This is a genomic window from Leptospira kobayashii (genome assembly GCF_003114835.2).
Classification (GTDB): Bacteria; Spirochaetota; Leptospiria; order Leptospirales; family Leptospiraceae; genus Leptospira_A; species Leptospira_A kobayashii.
In genome coordinates this window covers 3,931,238-3,954,580 of record NZ_AP025028.1, presented here as the reverse complement: position 1 = coordinate 3,954,580, position 23,343 = coordinate 3,931,238, and the positions used below count along the sequence as shown (strand labels likewise).

At 39.7% G+C, this 23,343-nt stretch carries 23 protein-coding genes; 10 read left to right on the top strand and 13 right to left on the bottom strand.

Annotated features, from left to right (window positions below; all coding sequences use genetic code 11):
- Positions 1–37: 37 nt before the first annotated feature.
- Positions 38–2,185 carry a sodium-translocating pyrophosphatase gene (locus DI077_RS18090; protein WP_109021668.1) on the top strand — a complete coding sequence of 716 codons (2,148 nt, stop codon included), beginning with the start codon at positions 38–40 and terminating at the stop codon, positions 2,183–2,185.
- A gap of 59 nt (positions 2,186–2,244) precedes the next feature.
- Here DI077_RS18090 and DI077_RS18085 read toward each other — a convergent pair whose 3' ends face one another.
- The 9 genes from DI077_RS18085 to DI077_RS18045 form a co-directional block, all read right to left on the bottom strand.
- The gene (locus DI077_RS18085) at positions 2,245–2,697 is read right to left on the bottom strand and encodes an Ig-like domain-containing domain (RefSeq protein WP_109021667.1); all 453 of its coding nucleotides are present in this window, start codon (positions 2,695–2,697) and stop codon (positions 2,245–2,247) included.
- A 21-nt stretch (positions 2,698–2,718) separates the two neighbouring features.
- Positions 2,719–3,042, bottom strand: a complete 324-nt coding sequence (locus DI077_RS18080) for a TRL-like family protein (protein WP_109021666.1) — start codon at positions 3,040–3,042, stop codon at positions 2,719–2,721.
- A 3-nt stretch (positions 3,043–3,045) separates the two neighbouring features.
- Positions 3,046–3,291, bottom strand: coding sequence for a hypothetical protein (locus DI077_RS18075; RefSeq protein WP_109021665.1), 246 nt, complete (start codon positions 3,289–3,291; stop codon positions 3,046–3,048).
- Positions 3,288–3,524, bottom strand: a complete 237-nt coding sequence (locus tag DI077_RS18070; RefSeq protein WP_242935279.1) for a TRL domain-containing protein — start codon at positions 3,522–3,524, stop codon at positions 3,288–3,290. Before DI077_RS18070 ends, DI077_RS18075 begins: the two co-directional genes overlap by 4 nt.
- A 74-nt stretch (positions 3,525–3,598) precedes the next feature.
- A complete protein-coding gene (locus tag DI077_RS18065; RefSeq protein ID WP_242935278.1) occupies positions 3,599–4,474 on the bottom strand; it encodes a hypothetical protein in 876 nt (291 codons plus the stop codon).
- Between the two features lie 4 nt (positions 4,475–4,478).
- On the bottom strand, positions 4,479–5,339 hold the full coding sequence (locus DI077_RS18060; protein ID WP_109021663.1) for an SGNH/GDSL hydrolase family protein: 861 nt from the start codon (positions 5,337–5,339) through the stop codon (positions 4,479–4,481).
- Positions 5,340–5,345: 6 nt separating this feature from the next.
- Positions 5,346–6,593, bottom strand: a complete 1,248-nt coding sequence (locus DI077_RS18055) for a dicarboxylate/amino acid:cation symporter (protein ID WP_109021662.1) — start codon at positions 6,591–6,593, stop codon at positions 5,346–5,348.
- 40 nt (positions 6,594–6,633) lie between these two features.
- Positions 6,634–9,477 (bottom strand): DEAD/DEAH box helicase, encoded by a 2,844-nt coding sequence (locus DI077_RS18050; protein WP_109021661.1) that lies wholly within the window; start codon positions 9,475–9,477, stop codon positions 6,634–6,636.
- The gene (locus DI077_RS18045) at positions 9,477–10,187 is read right to left on the bottom strand and encodes a 7-carboxy-7-deazaguanine synthase QueE (protein ID WP_109021660.1); all 711 of its coding nucleotides are present in this window, start codon (positions 10,185–10,187) and stop codon (positions 9,477–9,479) included. The genes DI077_RS18050 and DI077_RS18045 overlap by 1 nt, the downstream gene beginning before the upstream one ends.
- An 80-nt stretch (positions 10,188–10,267) precedes the next feature.
- Here DI077_RS18045 and DI077_RS18040 point away from each other — a divergent pair, with 80 nt between their 5' ends.
- Positions 10,268–11,914 carry an anti-sigma factor antagonist gene (locus DI077_RS18040; RefSeq protein WP_109021659.1) on the top strand — a complete coding sequence of 549 codons (1,647 nt, stop codon included), beginning with the start codon at positions 10,268–10,270 and terminating at the stop codon, positions 11,912–11,914.
- On the opposite strand, the gene DI077_RS18035 is transcribed toward DI077_RS18040, so the two are convergent.
- Together DI077_RS18035 and DI077_RS18030 are read right to left on the bottom strand one after the other, a co-directional pair.
- Complete coding sequence (locus tag DI077_RS18035) at positions 11,911–12,132, bottom strand: transcriptional coactivator p15/PC4 family protein (RefSeq protein WP_109021658.1); 222 nt, start codon at positions 12,130–12,132, stop codon at positions 11,911–11,913. The two genes, DI077_RS18040 and DI077_RS18035, sit on opposite strands and share 4 nt — an antisense overlap.
- A gap of 1 nt (position 12,133) precedes the next feature.
- Positions 12,134–13,057: a ferredoxin reductase domain-containing protein gene (locus DI077_RS18030; RefSeq protein ID WP_109021657.1), complete on the bottom strand. Its 924-nt coding sequence runs from the start codon at positions 13,055–13,057 to the stop codon at positions 12,134–12,136.
- 191 nt (positions 13,058–13,248) lie between these two features.
- Here DI077_RS18030 and DI077_RS18025 point away from each other — a divergent pair, with 191 nt between their 5' ends.
- Genes DI077_RS18025 through DI077_RS18015 form a run of 3 tightly spaced genes read left to right on the top strand, consistent with a single transcriptional unit; the run spans position 13,249 to position 14,757 of the window.
- Positions 13,249–13,476, top strand: a complete 228-nt coding sequence (locus DI077_RS18025) for a hypothetical protein (RefSeq protein ID WP_109021656.1) — start codon at positions 13,249–13,251, stop codon at positions 13,474–13,476.
- A gap of 2 nt (positions 13,477–13,478) precedes the next feature.
- On the top strand, positions 13,479–13,970 hold the full coding sequence (locus DI077_RS18020) for a DUF3015 domain-containing protein (RefSeq protein ID WP_109021655.1): 492 nt from the start codon (positions 13,479–13,481) through the stop codon (positions 13,968–13,970).
- Positions 13,971–13,977: 7 nt separating this feature from the next.
- Complete coding sequence (locus DI077_RS18015) at positions 13,978–14,757, top strand: DUF7840 domain-containing protein (protein ID WP_109021654.1); 780 nt, start codon at positions 13,978–13,980, stop codon at positions 14,755–14,757.
- Here DI077_RS18015 and DI077_RS18010 read toward each other — a convergent pair.
- Positions 14,754–15,374: a hypothetical protein gene (locus tag DI077_RS18010; protein ID WP_242935452.1), complete on the bottom strand. Its 621-nt coding sequence runs from the start codon at positions 15,372–15,374 to the stop codon at positions 14,754–14,756. The two genes, DI077_RS18015 and DI077_RS18010, sit on opposite strands and share 4 nt — an antisense overlap.
- Positions 15,375–15,650: 276 nt before the next feature.
- Between DI077_RS18010 and DI077_RS18005 the strand changes: the two genes are divergently transcribed.
- Both DI077_RS18005 and DI077_RS18000 read left to right on the top strand, forming a co-directional pair.
- Positions 15,651–18,080 (top strand): sensor domain-containing protein, encoded by a 2,430-nt coding sequence (locus DI077_RS18005; RefSeq protein WP_109021652.1) that lies wholly within the window; start codon positions 15,651–15,653, stop codon positions 18,078–18,080.
- Positions 18,081–18,110: 30 nt separating this feature from the next.
- A complete protein-coding gene (locus DI077_RS18000) occupies positions 18,111–19,100 on the top strand; it encodes a M23 family metallopeptidase (RefSeq protein ID WP_109021651.1) in 990 nt (329 codons plus the stop codon).
- A 2-nt stretch (positions 19,101–19,102) separates the two neighbouring features.
- On the opposite strand, the gene DI077_RS17995 is transcribed toward DI077_RS18000, so the two are convergent.
- Positions 19,103–20,182 (bottom strand): hypothetical protein, encoded by a 1,080-nt coding sequence (locus tag DI077_RS17995; RefSeq protein ID WP_242935277.1) that lies wholly within the window; start codon positions 20,180–20,182, stop codon positions 19,103–19,105.
- Between DI077_RS17995 and DI077_RS17990 the strand changes: the two genes are divergently transcribed.
- Genes DI077_RS17990 through DI077_RS17980 form a run of 3 tightly spaced genes read left to right on the top strand, consistent with a single transcriptional unit; the run spans position 20,181 to position 23,271 of the window.
- On the top strand, positions 20,181–20,753 hold the full coding sequence (locus DI077_RS17990; protein ID WP_109021650.1) for a hypothetical protein: 573 nt from the start codon (positions 20,181–20,183) through the stop codon (positions 20,751–20,753). The two genes, DI077_RS17995 and DI077_RS17990, sit on opposite strands and share 2 nt — an antisense overlap.
- Positions 20,750–21,430 (top strand): response regulator, encoded by a 681-nt coding sequence (locus tag DI077_RS17985; RefSeq protein ID WP_109021649.1) that lies wholly within the window; start codon positions 20,750–20,752, stop codon positions 21,428–21,430. The genes DI077_RS17990 and DI077_RS17985 overlap by 4 nt, the downstream gene beginning before the upstream one ends.
- Complete coding sequence (locus DI077_RS17980) at positions 21,430–23,271, top strand: sensor histidine kinase (RefSeq protein ID WP_109021648.1); 1,842 nt, start codon at positions 21,430–21,432, stop codon at positions 23,269–23,271. The genes DI077_RS17985 and DI077_RS17980 overlap by 1 nt, the downstream gene beginning before the upstream one ends.
- The last annotated feature ends 72 nt before the right edge of the window (positions 23,272–23,343 follow it).

The following is a 23,343-nucleotide window of genomic DNA, read 5'->3' as shown; positions in this document are numbered from 1 at the left end:
CTTAGAAAATCAAATATTCAATCCAAAAGAGGACTTCATGAATGCAGAGCTGATCATTATCGTCTTGGGCTTACTTTCTATAGCCACGGCGATTTTCTACGCTGGACGAGTCGTAAGGATTCAAGTCGGTGCAGAAGGCGGCAACGTCGAACAAAACAACCGCTTAAAAGAAATAGCGGCGGCTATCTCGGAAGGCGCTATGGCTTTCCTACTCCGCGAATACCGCGTCATTTTACTTTTCATTAGTTTCATGACTGTGCTTATTTTTCTTCTTCTGGATAATCCTAAAACGGATTTCAACGAAGGAATTTACACATCGATCGCTTTTGTCAGTGGTGCGTTGATTTCCTGCCTTTCCGGTTTTGTGGGCATGTCGATTGCCACAAAAGGAAACGTGAGAACTGCGCAAGCTGCAAAGACTTCCCTTTCCAAAGCATTTCGAGTGGCTTATGACTCAGGTGCGGTAATGGGATTCGGCCTAGTTGGACTAGCTGTTTTAGGCTTAGTCGGACTCTTTATTCTTTTTACAGTTTTAAATGTGGATGTTCCCAAACACATCCTTATGGAGTCACTTGCCGGTTTCGGTTTGGGTGGTTCTTCTGTGGCACTTTTCGGTCGTGTAGGCGGTGGTATTTATACGAAAGCTGCGGACGTAGGTGCTGACTTGGTAGGTAAAGTGGAAAAGGGGATTCCGGAAGATGACCCTCGTAACCCGGCTACCATTGCAGACAACGTGGGAGATAACGTAGGTGATATCGCAGGAATGGGTGCCGATCTTTTTGGTTCCGCTGCGGAAGCCACTTGTGCGGCTCTTGTAATCGGTGCCACTGCATCTGCGTTAGCTGGCAATAACACTGCTCTACTTTATCCTTTGCTGATTCTTGCCATCGGGATTCCTGCTTCCCTAATCACTTCCTTCTTTGCAAGAGTGAAAGAAACCGGTAGCGTTGAATTTGCACTTAAACTTCAACTTTGGATTTCCACAGCGATTGTTGCCGTTGCACTTTATTTCGTAACGGACTTCTTTATGGTAGATAGCTTCCAAATCGGTGAAAAGACGATTACTAAGTGGAATATATTCACCGCAGTATCTCTTGGACTATTTGCGGGAATGCTCATCGGTTGGGTTACGGAATATTACACATCCCATGCTTACAAACCAGTAAGAGAAGTTGTCGAATCCTGTGAAACGGGTGCTGCAACTAACATTATTTACGGTTTGGCGTTAGGATACCATTCCTCCGTTGTTCCTGTCGTATTGCTCGTGATCGTGATTGTTATCTCCAATCTACTTGCCGGAATGTATGGAATCGCACTCGCTGCGATTGGTATGATTTCCACAATCGCAATTGGACTTACGATCGATGCTTACGGCCCCGTTTCCGATAACGCAGGCGGTATTGCCGAGATGGCGGAACTAGGAAAAGAAGTTCGTGATAGAACGGATAACCTTGATGCTGCCGGAAATACAACTGCTGCCGTAGGAAAGGGATTTGCGATCGGTTCTGCCGCGCTTACTTCTCTTGCACTTTTTGCAGCATTCATTACCAGAACTCAACTCGCATCAAAGGAGTTAGGCGAAGGAGCCGTTGATCTTACCACAATCGAACTACTTGATCCTTGGGTTTTCGGCGGTCTTTTATTCGGTGCTATGTTACCGTTTATCTTTTCCGCAATGACGATGAAATCCGTGGGTAAAGCCGCTTTGGATATGGTAAAAGAAGTGAGACGCCAATTCAAAGAGATTCCTGGACTTATGGAAGGAACTGCAAAACCTGAGTATGCAAAATGTGTGGATATTTCCACTTCGGCTGCTCTTCGTGAAATGATTCCTCCCGGCCTTTTGGTTTTACTTAGCCCGATCGTTGTGGGCTATTTATTCGGTGTGAAGTCTCTTGCAGGATTACTGGCAGGTGCTCTTGTTTCCGGTGTGGTTCTTGCGATCTCTTCCGCAAACTCAGGTGGAGCTTGGGACAACGCTAAAAAGTACATCGAAAAGAAAGCCGGTGGAAAAGGTTCTGATATGCACAAAGCTGCGGTTGTGGGAGATACGGTAGGAGATCCATTAAAGGATACTTCCGGACCTGCCATCAACATTCTGATCAAACTTATGGCGATCACATCACTTGTGTTTGCTGAATTCTTTGTTCTGAAAGGCGGAGTGATTTTACAACTTTTCAAATAAGATAAGACTAAATCCGAACGGATTGTATAAGAAGCCTGAGTGGAAACACTCGGGCTTTTTTATTGAGTAGTGAAACCGAAAGTATATGCTTCCGTAAGAGCAGTTCCGGTTGTATCTTTGATTCCTGTTTTCAAAGTGAAAGTATAAGTGGACTGGGCATCAAAGGTAGTATTCGGTCTAAGGGTAACTACTTTGTTATTGGTGCTTGCGGAGAGACTTGTGATTTTATTGGAAGCAGGTTGAGTGAGAGTTATATTTCCGGCAACGCTGGACTGATCCACATTTTTGGAAAACGTGATCGTTATATTCACGTTCGTGGGGACCGCAGTTTCATTTTTTGCCGGGTTCGTCGTTTCTACTTTGAAAGTAGACGATGTATCCGAACTTCCCGAAGGCAGTGCTAGTAGACCTAAAAGATAAGGCTCAGGTTTCGGAGGTCCACATTGAATGGAAAATAATACGCATCCAAATAGGATTATGTAACTTGAAAGTTTTATCGATCTGGAAAACATGGGCTCTCTATTATTTAACGACTAATTTCCTTTTGTTACAATGCAAACTTTAGCATAGATTCCTAAAATACTAAAAGAATTTTGCTCGATCAGATTGATTTTAGTTAGTAAACCCTTCTCTCTTGCCTTTCCTATGCTGGCATCTCCCCAGGCCAAAAGTCCAAGTATCGAAAAAGCGCAGGCAGAACCTTCCTTCCCGGAATCGATTTGGTTCGCATAAAGTCCGATGGAGTGATTTGTGAAGAGCAATCCTTGCGGTCCGTAGCCCGTGGAAGCACAGTTTAAGCTGATGACTAGAAAAATCAGAACAGCTAGCGGTTTGATCAAATGAGAGAGAAAAATCATGGATTAGGAATTGAGTTCTTTATCAAGTAATGAGGAGAGTTGATTTTGTAAATGAATGATTTCACCGATTAGTTTTTGAATTTCAATTTCTTTGGATTCAATTTTTTTCTGAAGGGATTCTATCGATTTGTCTTTTTTGCCGGACTTCTTTTTTTGATAGGTCAGCAGTTTGGATTGGAGGTTTTCGTACAATTCGCCCGATTTGATCTGTTTTGAAAACTCTTTAAGATTTTCTAGATCTTCATTCATTTGCCAAGTAGGACAGTGCAGAATTCCTGTAAAAAAAGATACTGTGTTTTTGTTACATGATTGATGGAATAAATCTCTTTCAATTTTGCCATTCTTGCCGCAGACTCGGCGCTGGCATCTCCCCAAGAGAATAGTCCGAAGTAGGAAGTAATACAACTTTCCCCGATCACAAAATCATCCTTGGAAGAAATCGCGGTTCCAGCAAAACCGCTCGTGCCTCGATTGTAAAGCATAGTCATGGAAGGATTTCCCTGTTGGATGCTGATACATCCAACGAAGAAAACTGGTAGTAGGGATGAAAAAAACCTCATTCGCCTGTCGTATCGAAAAAATAAATATAGGAGAATCTGATTCCCCGATCAATGGCATTTTCATTTTTGGCAAGCACAGGGAATAACAAGGATAAGCTGAATGTTCCCGCTTTTTCGGTCGCATAAGATACTCCCGGATAAAAATTGAAAAACCTGGTTCTTGTATCGATATCTTTGGCAAAAGGTTCTCTATATTCCAATTCTGTGAAAACTCTTAATGACGGGGTGACTGCAAAAGAAGGTGCAATCCCTAATTGATAATAACGACGAAATTCCTGGATGTTGGATTCTTTCAATTTGGAATTGGTTTCGGTTTGAAACCGTAGTTCCGTCATGATTTCAAAGGCTCCGTTTTTGTATCCCATCCCGATGTTCGGTCTGACAAGATATAATTCGGGATTTTCCCTTTCTTTTAATTCCGAATTTCTTTTTCTATCGTACAATCTGAGTCCAGCACCAAATAACCATTGTGAGGTTCCGTTGTCCCAAACTTTCCCGTATTTTAAACCTGCATTCCATCTGTCCCAGGTTTTTTCCGTTTCTGAGTCCGTAAAAGAATATTGATTTCTTCCTAAGGAAGAAGTCACGGAAAGTGTTTTCGTAAAAGCATACTCTCCTTCTATATTGATGTTTTTGTTCTCCTCATAAACACCGAGATACTTTTTATCCCAATAGATGGCATTGACACGTACTTTCGTATAAATGGCTACAGGTTCGATTTGGATCGGGTGAGCGAACTTTGACGATGTAGATGGTGCCGCAGTAGTAGTCGTAGTAGCGGTAGCAGTGCCCGTAATGGTTGTTTCTCCCTCCGCTTGCAGGATAGAAACCGGAATTGCAATCAATAGGAGTAATATGATATAAAAACGCATTTGATTAATTTCCTTCTTTGGTAATGGGTGCGATGAGTGGAGCTAGTCTTCCGGCAAGAAAGGAAAAACCCAAACTGTTCGGATGAATACAGTCAAACATCAATTCCGGATTAGATACGTTAGGGCCGCCTAGTGTCCTTCGTAAATCCACATAATAAAAGTAAGGTTCTTCTTTGGTAAATCCTCTTAGCATTTCGTTGAATCCATCCAATTGTTTTGCGGAGAATACGGGAACCTCTGCGTCCGTCAGAACAATTCCTGCACTTGCAAAAGCGGATTTGCAACCTTCATCTGAGTTTAGAATGACCGGGGTTTTGAACGGATTTGAATAATCGTACCCGTGTATGATCCAACGAATCGGTTGCCCGCCGTATTTGGAAGTTTTATAGGCATTTCCGGCTTGGATCATGGTTCGCAACTGGGATTTGATTGTAGAGAGTCTTGCTGCTTGGACGGAATCGGGATTGGAACTGTATTCGCTTAAACGGGCTTGAATGTCATTTCCGCCTAGGGAAAGTATGATGGAATGGATATCTGCGCCTGCCTGGTCGATCACCTGGAAATGGAGTCCCTGGTTAAAAACTGCATTTAAAGTCTGTCCACCCAATGTAGCACCTGTTATCTGATAGCCATGGTTTTTTTCCAACTGAACTCTCAGAGTGTCGACAGCAGGAAAACCTAATAATAAATCCGTCCAGCTATCTCCGATCATTCCTACCCTAGTAGGATTGGTTTTGTTGCAGGCTGCGAGAGTATAACAAAGCATATTTGCAGTTATGTCATTGGTATATTCTTTCTTTGTATCGCAGTTCGAAACGAATCCGAAGAATCCGATTACAAGAATTAGTTTGTGAAGATGACCCATTTTCGTTTAATCCTTCCACCAGTGATCCATTATGACAGCAGCTGTCAAATCTCCACTGAGATTTACAGATGTTCGGCACATATCTAAAAATCGGTCAACCCCAAAAAGGATTGCGATGCCCTCAATCGGTATATGAAAGGAATGTAAAATAGAACCTAGGATAACAATCCCTACACCCGGCGTTGCAGCGGTTCCGATGGAAGCTCCGGTCACGGTAAATACCAGAAGAATCAGTTCCGTAATGCTAAAATCAATTTGATAAACCTGACTGAGAAATATCGTCGCCACTCCTTGGTACAATGCGGTTCCGTCCATATTCACTGTAGCGCCTAAGGGAAGTACAAAGTCCGCGATCTTTTCTCTGATTTTCATCTTCTCTTTTGCAATTTTCAAAGAAAAGGGTAACACGGAACTCGAACTGGATGTGGAAAACCCGAGAATTTGAATTTCTCTGATTTCATTTAGAAATTGAATCGGCTTTCTGTTTCCAAATAGGTAAGCAAAAAGCAAATACATAAGCAATACTAAAAATAGACCGGCTAACACGGTAAAAACATAATAAAATAATCCCGTAAGTAGCGCTACTCCCACTTGGGTCAATGCGTATGCCATAAGTCCGAAGACTGCAAAGGGAGCTATCTTCATAGCTTGTTCTACAACCCAAATGCAAAAACCCTCCAAGGAAGTTAGCAGGTTTCTGAGGGGCGCTACTTTGATCGAATCCGCGGATAAAAAGAAGATTCCGAGAAAAATTCCGAAAACTACAAGAGATAACATTTGTTTTTCGGCTATGGCTTTGATAAGATTACTGGGAATGATGTCTGCAATGATTTTAGGAATAGGCTCCTCTTTTTCGGATTTCGAAATATCCTTCTTTGTTTCGGACAATGATACTTCGGCTTGGTTGATTTTGTTACCCGGTTTGATAAGTAGTGCCAATGAAATACCGATGGAAATGGAAAGAACAGTAGTAAGAATAAAGTATAAAAATACCCTTGTTCCCAATTTATAAAGATCGGACAAGTTGGAAAGACTGGAAACACCTAATGCAACCGATGCGATCACCAAAGGAATCATGATCATCTGCAAAAGATTTAAAAAAACATCTCCGGGGAATCGTAACCAGGGAAGAAACATGGATGCGGTTTTTTCGGAAATAAAATTTCTATCCGGATGAAAACAAACTCCGGCTACAACGCCCAATATCAGACCAATAAAAATCTTTAACCAAAAAGGAATCTTATCTGTTTGCATGAACAAATCAGATAAGATTTTTAGCAGATTGTAAATGAATTTAATATGCTATGTAAGTTTGAAACAATTCGATTTTGTGAGTGATCTTCGATCCGTTTCTAACTTTTCGAATTTCAATTTCAAATTCTTCTTTGGCCCGTTGGATTTCTTTCATTGTTCTATGTAAGACTGCTTTTTTTTCGGGCCGAGTGTCCCATTTATAAGCAGCTTCTTGTCGCATCAGTTTTTCTTCCAATTGCCGAATCGTTTTTTGATGAGATAGTTCGATCTTATATTCTTCTTTTTGAAAAATAGAAAGGGTTTCCTTTCTTAAGGTTTCTTTTCTTTTTTCCACGTTGTTTTCAATATAAGGAAAGGATTGAATGAATGCATGTTCCAATACAGACATGGAAAGTTCTTTGTCTGCAACGTAAGTTGTGGCTTTTTCCCATTCGGGAGTCTTTTCCGATAGAACTTTGATTTCTTTTTTATTCAAATCATATTCTAAAAAGCTAATTTCCATTCGTTTCAATGAGAACTGAAATTCCACAAGGAAAACAAAAAGGATTTTGTTTTTGATGGTATCGGAATGCACGTATTTTTTTCTGGTGCCCACATGAGATGCTGTCAAGAGTTCCGTCACCTTTTCTACGAATGGATGGCCGAATGCCAAAAATTCAACGGAATCATTTGTGAGTGCGTATTCGGAATCAAAAGTCGCCGGCTTTACTTTTCCATCCGGGTGAGTGTAATTATATCTTCCTTTTCCTGCTTGCGTAAGACTGCCGGGCAATTGGTTGTAAAAAAATTTGGAACCTAGAGACACAACTTCTTCCAAGTGTTGGTTGTTCCAATCCCTTTCGTCTTGGGTATGATCATAATAATCTTTCAAATTGAAATCGAGAAGTTTCGGAGTGACTAGGGAATTCAATTTCTGAAAGCCTTTCTGAGCCACTTGAATTCGAAGATCGAATTCGGTTTCCAATTCTTCTTTGGATTTTGTTCCGGTGATAAACTTCATAAAACTGGAGTTAAAGTCCAATTCTCCTTCGATGGTACCGAGAAGTTCGTCGGAAGCGCCGATGGATTCTTCGAATAGTTTGATCTTGTTGGAAAGTACTTCTAAAATTCTTTCTGCAACCGTATCTTTGGAAGCGAAGTTGAAAATATAAACATTATCTTTCTGACCGAATCTATGAATCCTTCCAATCCTTTGTTCAATCTTTAACGGGCTCCAGGGAAGATCGTAATTGAAAAGAATATTGGCGAATTGTAAATTTCTTCCTTCACCACCTGCTTCGGTACAGATGATGATTTCATATTCTTCTTTGAATTTTTGAATCGCTCTTTCCTTATCATCCATGCTAAGGGAACCGTGAAAAGATACGATTTTGAAATCGGGCTCCAGCAATGCATGGATATGATCCTGAGTAGTTCTGAATTGAGTGAAGATGATGAATTTTTTATGACCTTCTTTTTTCAATTTGGCCAAAGTTTCTTTCAGTTTTTGAGACTTGCGGTCTTCTTTGATTTGTTTGCCCAAATGAATGAGTCGGTTCAAAGTGAATAGTTCGCGTTTCACTCTTTGGAAATTGGACATTTCCGACTCGTCAAGAACGGTTAGGAAATCTTCCACTCCTTCCGTCTCATCCAAGTCCCAATCATCCACACTTACTTCCTGTTCTTTCATATAGTGAAATTTGGATTCCAGCATGAATTTTCTTTTTTGCAAAGCGGATAACAAAGCAATAACGGAACTATCCAAAAGTTTTTGGAAAACGATCATTACGAAACCGACGGCACGGTTTTTTGTTCCCATTGCCAGATTGTATTCACGTTTTACATAATCGGTGGTTTCTTCATAAAACTGACGTTCGATGGGAGAGAGATCAATCTGCACTGTCTTTGCAAAACGTTTTGTAAATCCGCCTACTTCGACTTTTCTTCGACGAAGTAGTACTTTGGAGATCTTTTCTTTCAAATCGGTTTTTCCACCGATCACGTAATCATTTACAAACGTATGGTAAGGTCCTAGGATATTCGGATCAACCAAATGTAAGAGATAAAACAATTCTTCCAATTTTCCCCGAAACGGAGTTGCGGTAAGTAACAACAAACATTCCGTTTTGCGGGAGATTTTTTCCGCAAAGAGATATCCTCTTGTGATTTTGGAATAATCTCTTCGGAGTCTGTGAGCCTCATCAAAAACGACGATATCCCATTTTACTTTTAGAATTTCTTCGGCATAAATCGGATTTTTGATAAAATCTATAGATGTGATCACCTTATTAAAATTACGCCAATGGTCTTCCCCGTTGGTGACAAAATTTCTTCTGCGAACAATGGCGAAATCCTCGTTGAATTTGTTTCGCATTTCCTGTTGCCATTGAACGAGCAAAGGAGATGGAGCTACAACTAATACCCGTTTGAGTCCCCGACGAAACATCAACTCTTTCATCGCAAGTCCGGCTTCGATGGTTTTTCCGAGTCCTACTTCATCCGCCAATATAAATCTGGGGCGAAGGCTGTTTGCTACGATAAAAGTGGATTCGATCTGGTGAGGAAGGAGTCTTGTTCTGGAATTTGATAAGGAAGAAAGTTTATCGAAACTATGGGTCAGTTTGAGTTGGTAGGCCTGGAGCGCCACTTCCATAGCACGTGGAAATTCCTCCCATTCCCGGAGAGAATTCGGATACTTTTTTAAATAATAGAGTTTTGGATTTTTTTTGGAGATGGTTTTGAAGATTTCTTTGGATTCGAAAAGTACTTCGAGAGATACATTGGTTTCGCTTAAAATTTTACCGAAACCTAATTCGGGTTCATCGATTAAAAATGCATATTCATAAGTTTGTTTTGCTTCTTGGGTAGACTCAAAATCTAAACTCAGTTGTGTTGGGATTTCCATCAAACTCCTTTTTTATTACCCCATAATACTTTGTGTATTTGTAGCGACAAACGTGCTTTAGGCGGATTTTCTTTTTTGATCCATTCTACAAGTTCGTTTGCATCCATTTCTCCAAAAACTGGTGAATAAAGTATATTCGTATCGGGGGAAAATTCGCGGAGAACTTCTAAACTTCTTTCAAAATCGTATCTATCACGCACCACGAACTTGATTTCGTCAAGAATATTATGTCTCTTTCTCAGAACGGAAAAATTTTCTTTTTCCATTTGGTCTTCCATCCCCGACCCGGGCAGCTTGTAGTCCATTGTATAAACCCGATTTATTTCATCGTTAATTCTTTCTTTGCCGTTTGTTTCAATTCTAGGCGCAGGATAGGGCTTGTTTGCATGGATTCGTGTTTGGTAGATATGTTTACAAAGAAGAGAACTCATTTCTCCGTTTTTACCTTCCAAAGGTTCTCCACCAGTCAGTAAAATTTGTGAAGCATGGAAAGGATCGATTGTTTCCATTTCTTTGATAATGGAATCCAAGTCCATGGACTTTCCCTGATTGGGGCCAAGTGCGTACGGTGTGTCACACCATAGTTTTTTATTTTCGGTTTTTCCACAGCGAAGAGAACAACCTGCAAAACGAATAAAGATTGTCGGGATTCCTTGCGAAATGCCTTCTCCCGAGACAGAATGATATATTTCGTGAACGTTACCCAACATAGAATTGAAAAACCATTAGATGACAATAAATCATAAATTGTTCTTGCGGAAAGTTAAAATAGATAAATCTTCATAGCGTCATGCAGATTGAGGCAAAATTCGAATATCCGAACGTAGTATCGGGTGTTTCCCAAGAAAATCATCTCTTGCTTAGGCTAAGAACCCCCGCTAATCCCAGTTTAACACAAAGACAACCTATCGTCATCGGTCTTGTTATTGATAAAAGTTGGTCCATGAAAGGGGACAAGATAGAAGCGGTGATAGAAGCTTCCTGTGCTTTGGTCAATTGGCTCACTCGTCATGACTTACTTGCCATTATCGCTTATTCCGCGGATGTACAGATCATCCAAGCGGTGACTCATCTTACCGAAAAGATTTCCGTATCCGACAGACTTCGTAGCATTCAAGTAGGCACTTCCACCAATTTAAGCGGTGGTTGGCTTTCCGCGCTTCGCGCCGTAGAAGCCGCCTCGGTTCCGAATGCATACAAACGTGTGATTTTACTTACGGATGGAAACCCAACCTCAGGGATCAAAGAACCTGATCCGTTGATTCAGATTGCGAAAGATCATTTTGCAAGAGGAATATCTACTACCACAATCGGTGTAGGAAGCGATTTCAATGAATCTATGTTAGTTGATATTGCCAAAGCCGGTGGAGGCAATTTTTACTTCGTAGACAATCCGGAAACCGCATCCGATATTTTCTTTCAAGAGTTCGGAGATATTGGAGCTCTTTATGCACAGGCGATTGATTTGGAACTTACTCTTGCTCCGGGTGTACATTTCAAAGAACTATTGAACGATTTTTCCCATCAGGTGTCGGAAGAAATTGCAGAGTTCCAAGGCGATGCTAAAAGTCTGGGTCGTCAAAAGATCAATATTCAAACAGGTGATATACGATCCGATGATATTCGAAATATTGTGCTGAAACTGGAAATCGACGAATCCATTCGTAAAATCGACGAGCCTGTCTTTCATTCCAAAGTAACTTATTATAATTTAGTCAATCAGATGAAGTTGGAATCGCAAGAGATGGATTTCCCGATTCAGTACGGAGATGCAAAAGGAAAGCAAGATCCGGATGTGTTGGTAGAGATGCTTGTTGCCAACGCGGGAAAAGGTATCTCCAAAATCAGCGATCTTGTCAAACAAGGCAATCTTGAAGATGCTAGATTGATTTTGCTGGGACTGATCCAGGACATCGATGCAAACAAACATTTTTCTCCGAACGCACTCGGTTCTTTGGTTCACAGATTGCAATTGATGGATGCAAAAATTCAAGAAAAGTCGAACAACCTCACCAAACATATATTTGCCGGATCTTCGTTTATTGCCAGAGGTCCTGAAAAAATAGATCTGAAAGGGGTTCAGGTCCATGATGAAATTTTCGAATATAAAACAAAGGGAGATATCGATCTCTACAAATGTCCTGAAATCAAAACCATGGTGGAGAAAAAACTGGAAGAAGGGTTTCGTTATGTGATTTTCGATTTTTCAGATACGGCGCACATCGATTCATCCGCGATAGGAACGTTGATTCAAATTGTAGGATGGTTGCGACGCAGAGGCGGGGAATTTGTGGCCGCAAATATCCGTGATTCCGTTAAGAAGGTTTTTGAAATTACCCGTCTCTACAATCACATTCGTGTCGCAGAGACGTTGCCTTTGGCAAGAGAAACTTTACAAAGGATTATATTTGCAAATCAGGGAGAAACGGAAAGCTAAGCTAACCAGCGTTCTGCTTCTTCGATCGCTTCTTTCAATTCGCCTATTACGCTGGGTGAAAGTGCGACTCCTTTTTGGGTGGGTTTGAATTCTCCTGTAGCGTCTTGGTACCAAACTCGGATGTTAAAGAAAGTTTGTCCTTTGTATTCGGAAATTTCCACCCGAATCACTTCACCTCTTCCCTTGTCGATATCTTTGATAATTCCTAGTTTCGCCATCTTAGTAAGTCTCCACAAATAGTTGGTCTTTTGACTCTAGATCTTTCTTAAATTCTTCATAAGACAAAGTACTTTTTGCAGCCTTGAGCATTTCTTCGATGACCCCTTTTTCCATTCCTTTCGGTCCGCCGCAGATGTAAAAACGGCCGTTATTGGAAATAGCGGTGGAAACTTCATTTGCGAGCTCTCGGACTCTGTGGCTGATATATAATTTTCCACCGTCAAATGAGTTTTTTTCTTCACGGCTAACTGCTGTGATGAATTTGAAATTGGAATGTTTCTTTTCCATAGTCTCGAAATATTCCCGCAGAACGATTTCATCCGAGTAAGGGGCGCCGTAGATCAGATATACGTTTCCTTTGAATTGGATGAGTTTGTGTTCCAAAATTTCTTCCACCATCCCAAAGTAAGGAGCAACTCCCGTTCCCGTAGCCAGGAAAAAAAGATCTCCTGTATAATCCGAAAGAGGGAGAAGGAATTTTTTACCGGCAGGACCGGTCAGAATTACTTCCGCTCCTTCTTCCAGATCGCAAATATAATTGGAACAAGCTCCTTTGTGAAGAAGGTTACCGTTTTCATCATACACGTCATCGCGTTTGATCACAAATTCGATATTGTCCTGGGTTTTCCCGAAACTAAGGGAAGGGGAAGCGATAGAATACAACCGAACTGCGTATGTTGTGTCCGGTAGACCTTTCTCTACCTTCACCGGGTCCAAACCGGGTGGAATCACACCTGCACTTTGTCCGATCAGGTAGGGATAAGCACTATGATCGAGTGAGAGTGTAATTCTATATATGGCAGACTCACCTTCGTTTGCCGGTCTTTTGCCTTTTCCTTTCTCAGGAGTCAGTCTTTCGTTCCGAATGAGCTTGGCTTTGATAGGATTTGATTTTTTAAAAAGATTAATCTGTGGAGTGCGCAAAGTCTTCCTCTAGAGTTAGCGTTTTTCGTCAAGCCCGCTCCGTCAATGAAAGCTGGAAAAGTAAGTGGACGGGTTCTCTCTTTTCTTGCTCGGAATTATGTCTCTTGATTGACTGAATTTTTCCTGTTTTTAGGCTTTAGTCATTCTGGCGACTCTGCCGATTTTAAAGTTAACAGGATAAATTAAAAAGCATGCTATCTTACGATTCGAAGAATTATGAAACCAGTCCTTCTTTCCCGCCTGTTACTCAATTATCCAAAAAATTAGAAATTTTTACAAACAACCTGCTGCAAGGTATGCAAGAGAAAAAGGAAGAAGAAAGCACTTGGGCAGTTATCAGTTTGCAAGGAGAGATTCTGGCAAAGGGATCTTACGCCTTCCCGATGGAAAATTCCGATCTTTTGTTCCGCGAGGGGTAATCATGTTCCGAAATTTTATTTTTATCGGCGTATCTTTTCTTAGCCTACTTAGTGTTAGTTTATCAGCAGTCAATTACGGTATGGCAGGTTGCGGATTAGGTTCTATGATACCAGCTTGGAAAAACGATATTTCCCAAGTGATGGCTGCAACTACAAACGGGACCTCTTCCAGTCAGACATTCGGGATCACATCCGGAACTTCCAATTGCACAAACGATGGAATTGTAAAAGCCGAAAAAGCTCAGGAAGTATTTGTTCATTACAACCAAGCCGGTTTGGAATCTGAAATGGCTGCAGGGCGCGGCGAACGTATTGACGCGTTTGCACAGTTGTTAGGTTGTCCTACTCATTCGCAACAATTGGGAAATCTTGTTAAAAAAAACTATTCTAAAATCGTAACTACGGATACAAGAAAGGATTCCAAATTATTACTCGTATCTTTAAAGAAAGAAATTGGATCTGATCTTGAATTGAGTGAAGCCTGTCAGTTTTGATTAAACTGTGCGAGCCAAGTCTGTTCTCCAACACTTAGTTTTAACATTTTTATTTTTTTCTTTTCCTCTATTTTCACAAACAAACGATGAAGGCCATGGACCTAAAAGGGTTTCCGGCAGCATAGGTTATTCAAGCTTGGGCAGTTTTGCCGAAATTCAATTTCGACCGGCTTACCATGATTTATTGAATACCGATAAAGGATTTGTTCCCAATTCGGAAACCCAGGTAATGAACGGGGCAGTCCGTTATTATGAAGGCTCCAGAAAGTTGGAATTAACCCGCTTAAATGTTATTAGGATGTATTCTCTTAATCCTTATAATAGTATTTCCGAATCAAAAACCTATGCCTTGGATTTGGGAGCGGAAACAGTAACCGTTAAAACCAAACACCAACCGTTCTGGAAGGACAAGGAAGAATATTCCAGAATCACTCCGGTAAATGCGGAGGCGTCTTACGGTTATTCGTTCCAGAATGAATTTTCCAGGGAAGATTCTCCCTTTTTATTTACCGTAATGGCAGGTGTAAAAGCGCAAGCACACGGATATTTTAAAAATGAAGCCAGGATTGCTCCGCAAGGAGTTTTGAATTTTTTATACAATATAGGTTCCTGGAAAATCCAAACTTATTATGCTTATCATTATTATAATATTTCTCAGAATGAGAACGATTATACCGCTAACCTAAGATTGCGTTATGCGATTCAAAAAAATCATGAAGTTCGTTTCGAATTTTCGAAACATACTTATTATCAGGATGTTTCTTTTTCTTATCACTATTTGTTTTAATCGGAAGAAGCGAGAATTCTGGAAATTTCGGAATTGTATCTATGCGCGGTTTCCGATTGTGATAAAAATCCGTAAGATCCCAATTCAAATAGAAACGAAGCAGTCAATCCGTATCCACCGTCTAACGTAGAATCACATCCTTTTTTACCGGAAGGAACAATGTTTAAGTCTCTTGCATTGAGAAAACGGAAATTGTCGGGACAAGGAACATGCGAATATTCTTTTCCATCGGCATGTCTTGCTTCATGGAGAAGAATCAATGCCCGATCCAATTTTGGTAATTGAAAGAAGGACTTGCCTAGTACTACTTCTCCTTCATGGAAGTAAGCGATGAAATCCCCCGTTGATCCTTTCGAATAATTTTTAATCCTGGATTGGATCCATCTACTCAGCTTTTTACCGGAATAGTGGAAATGAAAGAACGATTCGAAATTCGAATAACGGCTATAAGTTTGTTTGCTGATTTTTAAACGGCTCGGTTCTAAAGATTCTATATAACGAAAAGTTTCTTTTAATGTTTTGGAGTCTTTATTGGAAAGTTTGGATTCTTGCGCTAAGAGAGTAGGTACAATTGATATCGTTAAATTTAGTAGTAGTACGAAGTAGAGAGTTTGAATCCACAAAGGTCTTCTCCATCCTATCCTGAGCATTCTCTCTCATTCCACCTAGATGAGATAAGGACAAATCTATGTAGTAGAATGTCCACATCTAATTCTTAGGGTGGTGAAAACCGCTTATCTATTTTGGAAGAAAAAGAGCTTTGTTGCGGAGCAAAAAAAGAGTAAACGCCGTTTAGAAATTCGAAAAATCGGAAAGAAAACCTTTGGATCTTCAAGTACGGAAAAAAAATCTATTGTAAGAACCGCATTTTCTCGTCTTCTTATTCTTAGTTCATGTCATCTAAAAATCTCACAGTTTATATTGAAAAAAACGACTCGGATTTTTATTTAACCCTTCTTAGTGACATAAAGAAAAATTTCGAAACAATTGTTTTTTCCGAATTTGCGGAACTTGACTCTTTCTCATCCGACTTATGCTCACGGAATGTTCTTTTTTTTTGGCAGGATGAGAAGCTTTTAGAAAAGCAAAAATTTCTTTTTGAACGTTATCCGAATCTTCCTTCCGTACTACTTTTTGAAAATTCAAGCCCGAAAGAAAATCTATCTCATCCTACACAGCTTCATCTTTCCAGGAATTATTATTCTTTCGAACTTTTGTCCATTACTCTTAACTTTGCGGAAAGATTGATCCAAGATCAAGAAAGATCTCGTGAATTTGAAGAGATCAAAGAGAGGATGGCCGTACTTGAAAATGTATTCGAAGAATCGTTGGATATAGTTATTCAGATAGATCCTCAATCCAAACAAATCATAGGGATAAACAAACAAGCATTAAATGTTCTAAATTATGACGAAAATGAATTGAAAGGCAAAGATTTTTCCATTTTACTCTCAAAGGTAGCAAGTGATGAAGCCGAATTTCAAGGGAGTCTGATTGAAGGAGGTTCTCTAGTCACAAAGAATGATGAATTGATTCCAACAGAATCATCCTTTCGATTGTATTCTGTAAATGGAAAAATGGTAATCTGGGCAACGTTTCGTGATATTTCGGAAAGAAAAAAAGCGCAGGAACAGGTCAAAAGACAAAAAGCATTTTATGAATTCATTTTAGATAATATCGACTCCGATATATCGGTATTAGGTGATGATTTCAAATATGAATATTCGAATCCGGTTTTAGTTCCGAGTACTGAGATTCGATCCTGGATGTATGGAAAGACCGATACGGAACTTTCCAAAAGATTGAATTTACTTCCTGAGTTTTCCGATAAAAGGCAAAAATTTTTAGATGTGGCTTTAAACAAAAACGATATAGTTCAGTTTGAAGAATTGCTCCCCGACGAGCAGGATGGGAAAAAATATCTATTAAGAAAATACATTCCTATCGAAGATCCCGATTCCAAGACAAGAAAAATCATCAGTTACGGAATTGATATCACCGAAAGAAAGTTAGCTGAGGAAAGAATTTCCTATTTGGCTTACTACGATTCTTTGACCGGACTTTCCAATCGTACTTTATTTATTGATCACACGAATCAAGCTCTTAAAAATCATAAATCCACAGAGACATTGATTGCCTGTTATTTTTTCGATATTGATAATTTCAAATTCATCAATGATAGTTTGGGACATGCAAAGGGAGATATGCTTTTGCAAATGGTAGCCGCCCGATTGAAACGGATTATGACCGAGGTGGATACTGTTGCACGTTTCGGCGGAGATGAATTCGGAATATTGAAAGTCGGTATTCTCAACAGAGGAGAAGCAGCCGAATTTGCTTCCCGTATACTTGATATACTCAGTCAGCCTTTCCATGTGACCGGAAGGGATTTATATACCACAATCAGTATGGGCATTGCACTTTCACCTAATGATGGTATTACGACCCAAGAGCTGCTGAAAAATGCTGATATGGCAATGTATAAGGCAAAGGAAGTCGGAAGAAACAATTTCCGGTTTTATACCAATGAACTGATTCTCCGTTCCGAAAAACGATTGTACATTGAAAGTTCGCTTAGAAAGGCGTTGCAAAACAATGAACTCAGTTTGTTTTTCCAGCCTCAGATTTCCATGAAATCGGATCGAATTTGCGGAGCGGAAGCATTGATTCGCTGGAAACATCCGGAACGAGGCTGGGTTCCTCCTATTGAATTCATTCCGGTTGCTGAAGATTCCGGACTGATTGAAAGAATCGGAGATTGGGTTTTGGAAGAAGCTTGTCGTTTGAAGAAAAGTTGGCAGGAAGAAAATATCGGGGGATTCAACATTAGCATCAACGTGAGCGGCAAACAATTGAAAAAGAATAATTGGGCTCACAAAGTTCATGCAACAATGGAACATTTTAAAATCGATGCGCATGAAATCGAACTGGAGCTAACGGAAAGCTCCATTATGGAAAACCCTGAGAAAAGTATTGAAGCGTTTCGTTATCTCTCCGATCTCGGAGTCAAAGTTTCCATCGATGATTTTGGAACCGGTTATTCTTCCTTGAGTTATTTGAAAAAAATAAATGCGGATATCCTGAAAATCGATCGATCCTTCGTAATTGATTTAGAAAAAAATGAAGATGACCAGGCAATTTGCAGAGCGATCATCAACATGGCAGTTTCTCTCGGTATGGAAGTCATTGCGGAAGGTGTGGAAACAGAAGTGCAACGGAATTTATTGAAAAGTTTCGGATGCCATATCATTCAGGGATACTACTATAGCAAGCCGCTCCCTGTTGAAGATTTTATATCCTATGTAAAAAAAATTAACCGCTAAAGAAGGGGAATCCGGCCGATTCTTTATCTAATGAAAGAACAAATTCTAGCTTTCAGTCTGTTATTTATTAGTTTTTCTCTCTTTGCCGAGGGAAAAAAATTACATCAACCGAATGGAATCAAAAATTCATCCAATTACTTTGTAAAAAAAGAAGAAAAAAACTTTTTTCTTCTTCTGGAAGCGAGGAAATTCGGAAGAGGTGAGGCGATTCTTTTTCGACTAACACCTAAAGATAAAAAATGGATTCATGAAAATTTCAAAGTATTTTGGATGGGGAAGGAAGTTATCTTATCCAAACAAGGAAATAGTCAGATCGGTTTTTTGGCAATTTCTCCCGACGCTGCTCCGGGACCGATGAATTTAGAAATCCAATCAAAGATCTTTTTTGTAAAACGCGGAACGAAACAATATCAAATTCAACTTGAACCGACTAAATTTCAAGTGATCCAGAAAAATCAAACCATCAAAGTCGATGAGAAATTCGTAACTCAGGAACTTTCCAAAGAAACGTTGGAATTCATAAAAGAATGTTCGAAAGCAAAAGAAGTTGCTTTTGCAAAAGAATCCGGCTTGCAGTTCAATGATAATTTCAAATTACCTTTGGAACGAATTCATATTACCAGTAAATTCTATGTTAGACGGGATTATAACAAGAAAAAGGGAAAACCACATGGTGGCGTGGATTTCCGAGGTAAATCGGGAACTCCTATCTTGGCAATACAGGACGGAACCGTGGTCCTTGCCCGGCCGATGTATTATGAAGGAAATTTTACAATTCTGGATCATGGAAATAAGATCTTCACTTTCTATATGCATCAGAGTGAAATGTTAGTGAAGGTGGGTGATAAGGTTAAAAAAGGACAAGTGATTGGAAAAGTAGGTTCTACGGGAATGTCTACCGGCCCTCATTTGCATTTAGGTGCTAAAATTGCCAATACCCTAATCGATCCTTTGTCATTGATTTCGATTGCGGGCATTATGGAAGAATCAGGTGAGGAGCTGGCCAGTTCTAAAAAATAAATCTATTTTGGGTCTTCCGGGTTCGGCTCCGGAGCTTCGTTTTCACTAAAACGTACGGATTTTAGAATAGATTCGATGCCAGGTTCATGGGCTTGGCCTTTTTCGAGATTTTCCGTGATGTGAAGCAGGATCTTGTCGTGATTTGCATTTTCTATAAGTATAAATCCTGATTTCGCATAACGGGGTCTAAGCGAATCATAGAATGTCCAGAACTTGCTTCCTAAGTTCGGAAGCAGATTTTCTGCGGAGGAAATTTCCTGCAAATCTTCTATCTCTTGTTTACTGATTTGCATGTTCAAATAGGAAGATACTTCCGATGCGGCTTGATTTATCTCAAAGCTGACGTAAGAAGGAAAATAAAACATTCGGATAAACGGATAACGATTTGCGTCGGTATCACTGGAAGCAATGAGTCCTGCTATTTGTCCGGCTCCGGTTTTCTGTTCCAGATTTAAATCTTCCGGTTTGAAAAAATAAAAATCTTCGGGAATTGTGAATCCCATTTTCAATTCTTCATTCCAGTAACTGTTTTCGGTTTCGGACTTCGTCCAGGAGTTCAGATTGACTTCTTCAAATTTGAATTTGTTCTTAAAAAGAACATAGGAAGATAAGATTTCCACTGTTTGCAAGGCGCGGAAAGACAACAATCCGTTGCCGACCAAAAGTATCGTTGCCAGTGAAATCTTGACATAAAAATCCATTCGCAAAACACGAATTAGTATGATTACGAATGATAGGATGAAAAAGAATACCTTGCCTGCTCTGAAATAAAATACTTCGGAAAGCCAAAGTGCGAAGATAAAAGTTAGAGCAGCAACAATCTCGATCAACGGATGGTAAGGATTGGCCCAATATTCCCGGATCGCATATAAGGTGCCGAATAGTAAAATAGATCCGCATATCAATGCGGCCAAACTAAGCAGTGTGATGTAATGCCAAGGCAGGTGCCACTCATGATATACAAAGAAGGGAAGTGCGATCAGAGTATAGGCGATTAAGAGATTTATAAGGGTGGATCCCTTCGTAAATTTATATAAGAAATCTCTTGCCTGATTCAATAATTTATTCGTAAATTGGCTCATGTCTGCCGTATTTGATTTCTTTCAAAAAATCCAAAAACAAATCCTCGACCTTCAAAATTCCATTCGTGAATTTCAGGAAAGTTGGGATCGTTTCCAAAAGTTTTGGGATCTGTTTTTTCAAATAGTTCCTTGGGAAGTTCTCCTTTTACTTGTGTTTTCTGTCATTCTCCTTTCCTTATTTAATTCGATTTCTCCTACAACTCCTAAGACAAATTTAACAGTTTCGATTTTGCTACTTTGCGGGATTTGGGGTTATTTGTGGAGTCTGTTCAGTGAAACTCCGAATTACGGTAAGATTCTTTGGATTTGTTTGTACATTCTGCTTCCTTTGCATGCGTTCGGATTGGGCAAATTCGCGTATGAAAAAATTCGAAAGAAAATTCTCGCGAAAAAAAGAATCAAACCGAGAGATTGGGAAGAGAGTTTGAATCAGGTTTCGAAAGATTACAACGGTTTGATGGCGCTCGCTCATTCCAAAATCGATTCGGCTCACGAAAACAAATCGGAAATCCAATCCAAAATTTCTGATTTGGAAAAATCGATTTCCGGAATCAAAAGTTTGCTTCAATGAAATCCAAAGCCACTTTTACAGTGTCGATCGTAGAAGATAATATTCACACTGCCAAAAATTTAAAAGGTTTATTGGCAAAAGATAAACAGTTTAAATTTTTAAAACATTATGTTAGTGCGGACGAGGCGATCGAAGAAATTCCCAAAGAGCCGGCCGATATTACTATTCTGGATATCGGTTTGCCAGGTAAAAGCGGACTGGACTGTTTGCGTGCTTTGAAACCAATTACACATAACACAAAGTATGTGATATATACTGTTTTTGAGGATGAAGAGAAGATTATCAACGCAATTCAGAACGGTGCATCGGGTTATTTATTGAAGGACACTGCTCCGGATCTTTTGCTTGCGGAATTGAATGTAATCGTTTTGGGAGGTGCTCCATTGACTCCTAGAATTGCGGACAAGATCATTCTTGAATTTGCAAAGCAGGGAGAATTGAATTCCAATCCGGAGCCTAACGATTCGGGATTGACTGCACGAGAATTGCAAATTCTGAATTTTGTGGCATTGGGTATGACTTTTCCTGACATTGCAGAAGAGCTGGATATCTCCTCGCATACGGTAAGCCGTCATATAGAAAAAATATATAAAAAGTTGGAAGTCCATTCTAAGTCGGAGGCAATCATTCGAGGTCGACGAATGGGTATTATACGAAATATTCCCGGTTACCCTTAATGAAAAAAATTTCATTAGTTTTCTTTTTTCTCTCCTCTCTGTTTCAATGCTCCGATGTGATTAAGCCAAAATCATTTCCTGTTTCTTCGTCTGGAAAAATTTCTATTCAAAGGGAAGATCTTTTGAATAGAGTATTGCCTTTGTCGGGAAAATGGGAGTTTTACTGGAATCATTCTCCGGAAGATTTGAAAAAACAAAATCCGAAGCCATCCTACGTTCCGGTTCCGGGGATCTGGAGGGAATACGATGTCAGCTTACACACATTAAAAGGGTTTGGTGTTTATAAATTAAAAGTTCAAATACCGGATGAAATTTCCGGATTGAAATTAAAAATACCTAGATTGCCAGGAATCTATGAAGTTTATCTGAATGATGCAAAAGTTTTTTCCAACGGCCACCCGGGAAAAAGCAGTTCGGATACTTATCTTACGGCGCATCCTTTCCAAACGATTCTTTCGGTTCCAGAAAAGGATTTTTCTCTAACAGTAGCCGTCTCCAATTTCCATGGAAATATTTTGAAGGCTGGGATTAGAGAACCGTTTTTACTTAGCCGCGGAGAATTATTGGAGAAAGAAGAAAAGAAAACGGAATGGCTGGAAATATTTTTAATTACCGTTATATTTTCGTTCGGTTTGTACCATTTTGTATTTTATCTTTCCTATAGAAAGGATCTCGCTCCTTTTTATTTTTCTTTATTTTGTGTGATCGTATCATCTTACAGTTTCATCACTTCGGAGATTCAATATAGAATGATTCCCGATCTGACGTTGGATTTGAGAATCAGAGCTGAGTTTTTTTGTGAAGTAGCATTCGTTCCGATTGTATATTTGCTTTTTAGTAAGATGTTTCCCAACCAGTATCGGTCAAAATGGATTTCCTATCCGATTCTGACGACGATTGTATTTTTCTTAGGTATTATCTTTTTTTCGGAGTCGGGTGTCATTGAGCTTTATCAATACTATCTGTATTTTCCGCCTTTGTATGCTGTTCCTATCCTCGGTGGTCTTGTACTGGCAATTAAAGACAAAGAACCGAAGGCGATAACCATTTTCCTGACCGGATTGATTCTCGCCATTACAATGTTAAACGATGTAATTTACGGATTGTATGAAATATATATTTTGTTTCCTTACAGCTTTCCCGTCGGCTTGGTCGGATTTGTTGCTTTGAATTCTTATATTATCTCTTATCGGTTTACGGATGATTTGGAGAAATCCAAAGAATTCGCTCAATTGCAGTTGAGATATAATGAACAGCTTAAATTTCAAACGGAAGAAAGAAGTCGCATCGCTTCCGATATACATGATTCGATCGGCTCCGAGTTGACTGCGATTTTGTTTGAGCTGGAAGCGAAAGGAAAAAGGGATCAGACTCTTTTGAAGTTAAAGAAAGAGATGAGTCAATTGATTTCGAATGTAAGGGATATTGTGTTTTTAATGCATCATCAAGGAAGCAAAAACGAATTGGTGGAAGAGGTAATCATCCGTTATTGCAAAAGAATTCATGAAACGGGCAGAATCCAAGTTCATTCCAAAATAGGAGACGTTTCAGGAGTTTTGAAAATTGATGAATGCCTTCATGTTCAGAAAATCTTTTTGGAAGTAATGTCCAACATTCTCCGCCATGGGGAAGCCGAATCAATTCATGTTTTCTGGCATAAAGAATCCCAAGGGTTAATTTTAAAGATTGCGAATGACGGGAAAAAATTCGAGGACCCCGATTTGGAAACTAAAGGTATCGGCCTGGAAAGTATCAAAATGAGAGCCTCGAAACTGGGAAGTAATGTTCGATTTTACTACGAAAAATCCAAATCCCATTTTGAACTTAGAATTCCCCGGTAGGTTTCCTATAGGGTAAAACATCCTATACAAATCACTTCTAATCTTCTATGCGGCACGTTTCCCTTTTACTAT

Excerpts from the sequence above, each read along its gene's own strand:
- DI077_RS18090 (WP_109021668.1), top strand. The coding sequence starts at position 38 with ATGAATGCAGAGCTGATCATTATCGTCTTGGGCTTACTTTCTATAGCC.
- DI077_RS18085 (WP_109021667.1), bottom strand. The coding sequence starts at position 2,697 with ATGTTTTCCAGATCGATAAAACTTTCAAGTTACATAATCCTATTTGGA.
- DI077_RS18080 (WP_109021666.1), bottom strand. The coding sequence starts at position 3,042 with ATGATTTTTCTCTCTCATTTGATCAAACCGCTAGCTGTTCTGATTTTT.
- DI077_RS18075 (WP_109021665.1), bottom strand. The coding sequence starts at position 3,291 with ATGAATGAAGATCTAGAAAATCTTAAAGAGTTTTCAAAACAGATCAAA.
- DI077_RS18070 (WP_242935279.1), bottom strand. The coding sequence starts at position 3,524 with ATGCTTTACAATCGAGGCACGAGCGGTTTTGCTGGAACCGCGATTTCT.
- DI077_RS18065 (WP_242935278.1), bottom strand. The coding sequence starts at position 4,474 with ATGCGTTTTTATATCATATTACTCCTATTGATTGCAATTCCGGTTTCT.
- DI077_RS18060 (WP_109021663.1), bottom strand. The coding sequence starts at position 5,339 with ATGGGTCATCTTCACAAACTAATTCTTGTAATCGGATTCTTCGGATTC.
- DI077_RS18055 (WP_109021662.1), bottom strand. The coding sequence starts at position 6,593 with ATGCAAACAGATAAGATTCCTTTTTGGTTAAAGATTTTTATTGGTCTG.
- DI077_RS18050 (WP_109021661.1), bottom strand. The coding sequence starts at position 9,477 with ATGGAAATCCCAACACAACTGAGTTTAGATTTTGAGTCTACCCAAGAA.
- DI077_RS18045 (WP_109021660.1), bottom strand. The coding sequence starts at position 10,187 with ATGTTGGGTAACGTTCACGAAATATATCATTCTGTCTCGGGAGAAGGC.
- DI077_RS18040 (WP_109021659.1), top strand. The coding sequence starts at position 10,268 with ATGCAGATTGAGGCAAAATTCGAATATCCGAACGTAGTATCGGGTGTT.
- DI077_RS18035 (WP_109021658.1), bottom strand. The coding sequence starts at position 12,132 with ATGGCGAAACTAGGAATTATCAAAGATATCGACAAGGGAAGAGGTGAA.
- DI077_RS18025 (WP_109021656.1), top strand. The coding sequence starts at position 13,249 with ATGCTATCTTACGATTCGAAGAATTATGAAACCAGTCCTTCTTTCCCG.
- DI077_RS18020 (WP_109021655.1), top strand. The coding sequence starts at position 13,479 with ATGTTCCGAAATTTTATTTTTATCGGCGTATCTTTTCTTAGCCTACTT.
- DI077_RS18005 (WP_109021652.1), top strand. The coding sequence starts at position 15,651 with ATGTCATCTAAAAATCTCACAGTTTATATTGAAAAAAACGACTCGGAT.
- DI077_RS18000 (WP_109021651.1), top strand. The coding sequence starts at position 18,111 with ATGAAAGAACAAATTCTAGCTTTCAGTCTGTTATTTATTAGTTTTTCT.
- DI077_RS17990 (WP_109021650.1), top strand. The coding sequence starts at position 20,181 with ATGTCTGCCGTATTTGATTTCTTTCAAAAAATCCAAAAACAAATCCTC.
- DI077_RS17995 (WP_242935277.1), bottom strand. The coding sequence starts at position 20,182 with ATGAGCCAATTTACGAATAAATTATTGAATCAGGCAAGAGATTTCTTA.
- DI077_RS17985 (WP_109021649.1), top strand. The coding sequence starts at position 20,750 with ATGAAATCCAAAGCCACTTTTACAGTGTCGATCGTAGAAGATAATATT.
- DI077_RS17980 (WP_109021648.1), top strand. The coding sequence starts at position 21,430 with ATGAAAAAAATTTCATTAGTTTTCTTTTTTCTCTCCTCTCTGTTTCAA.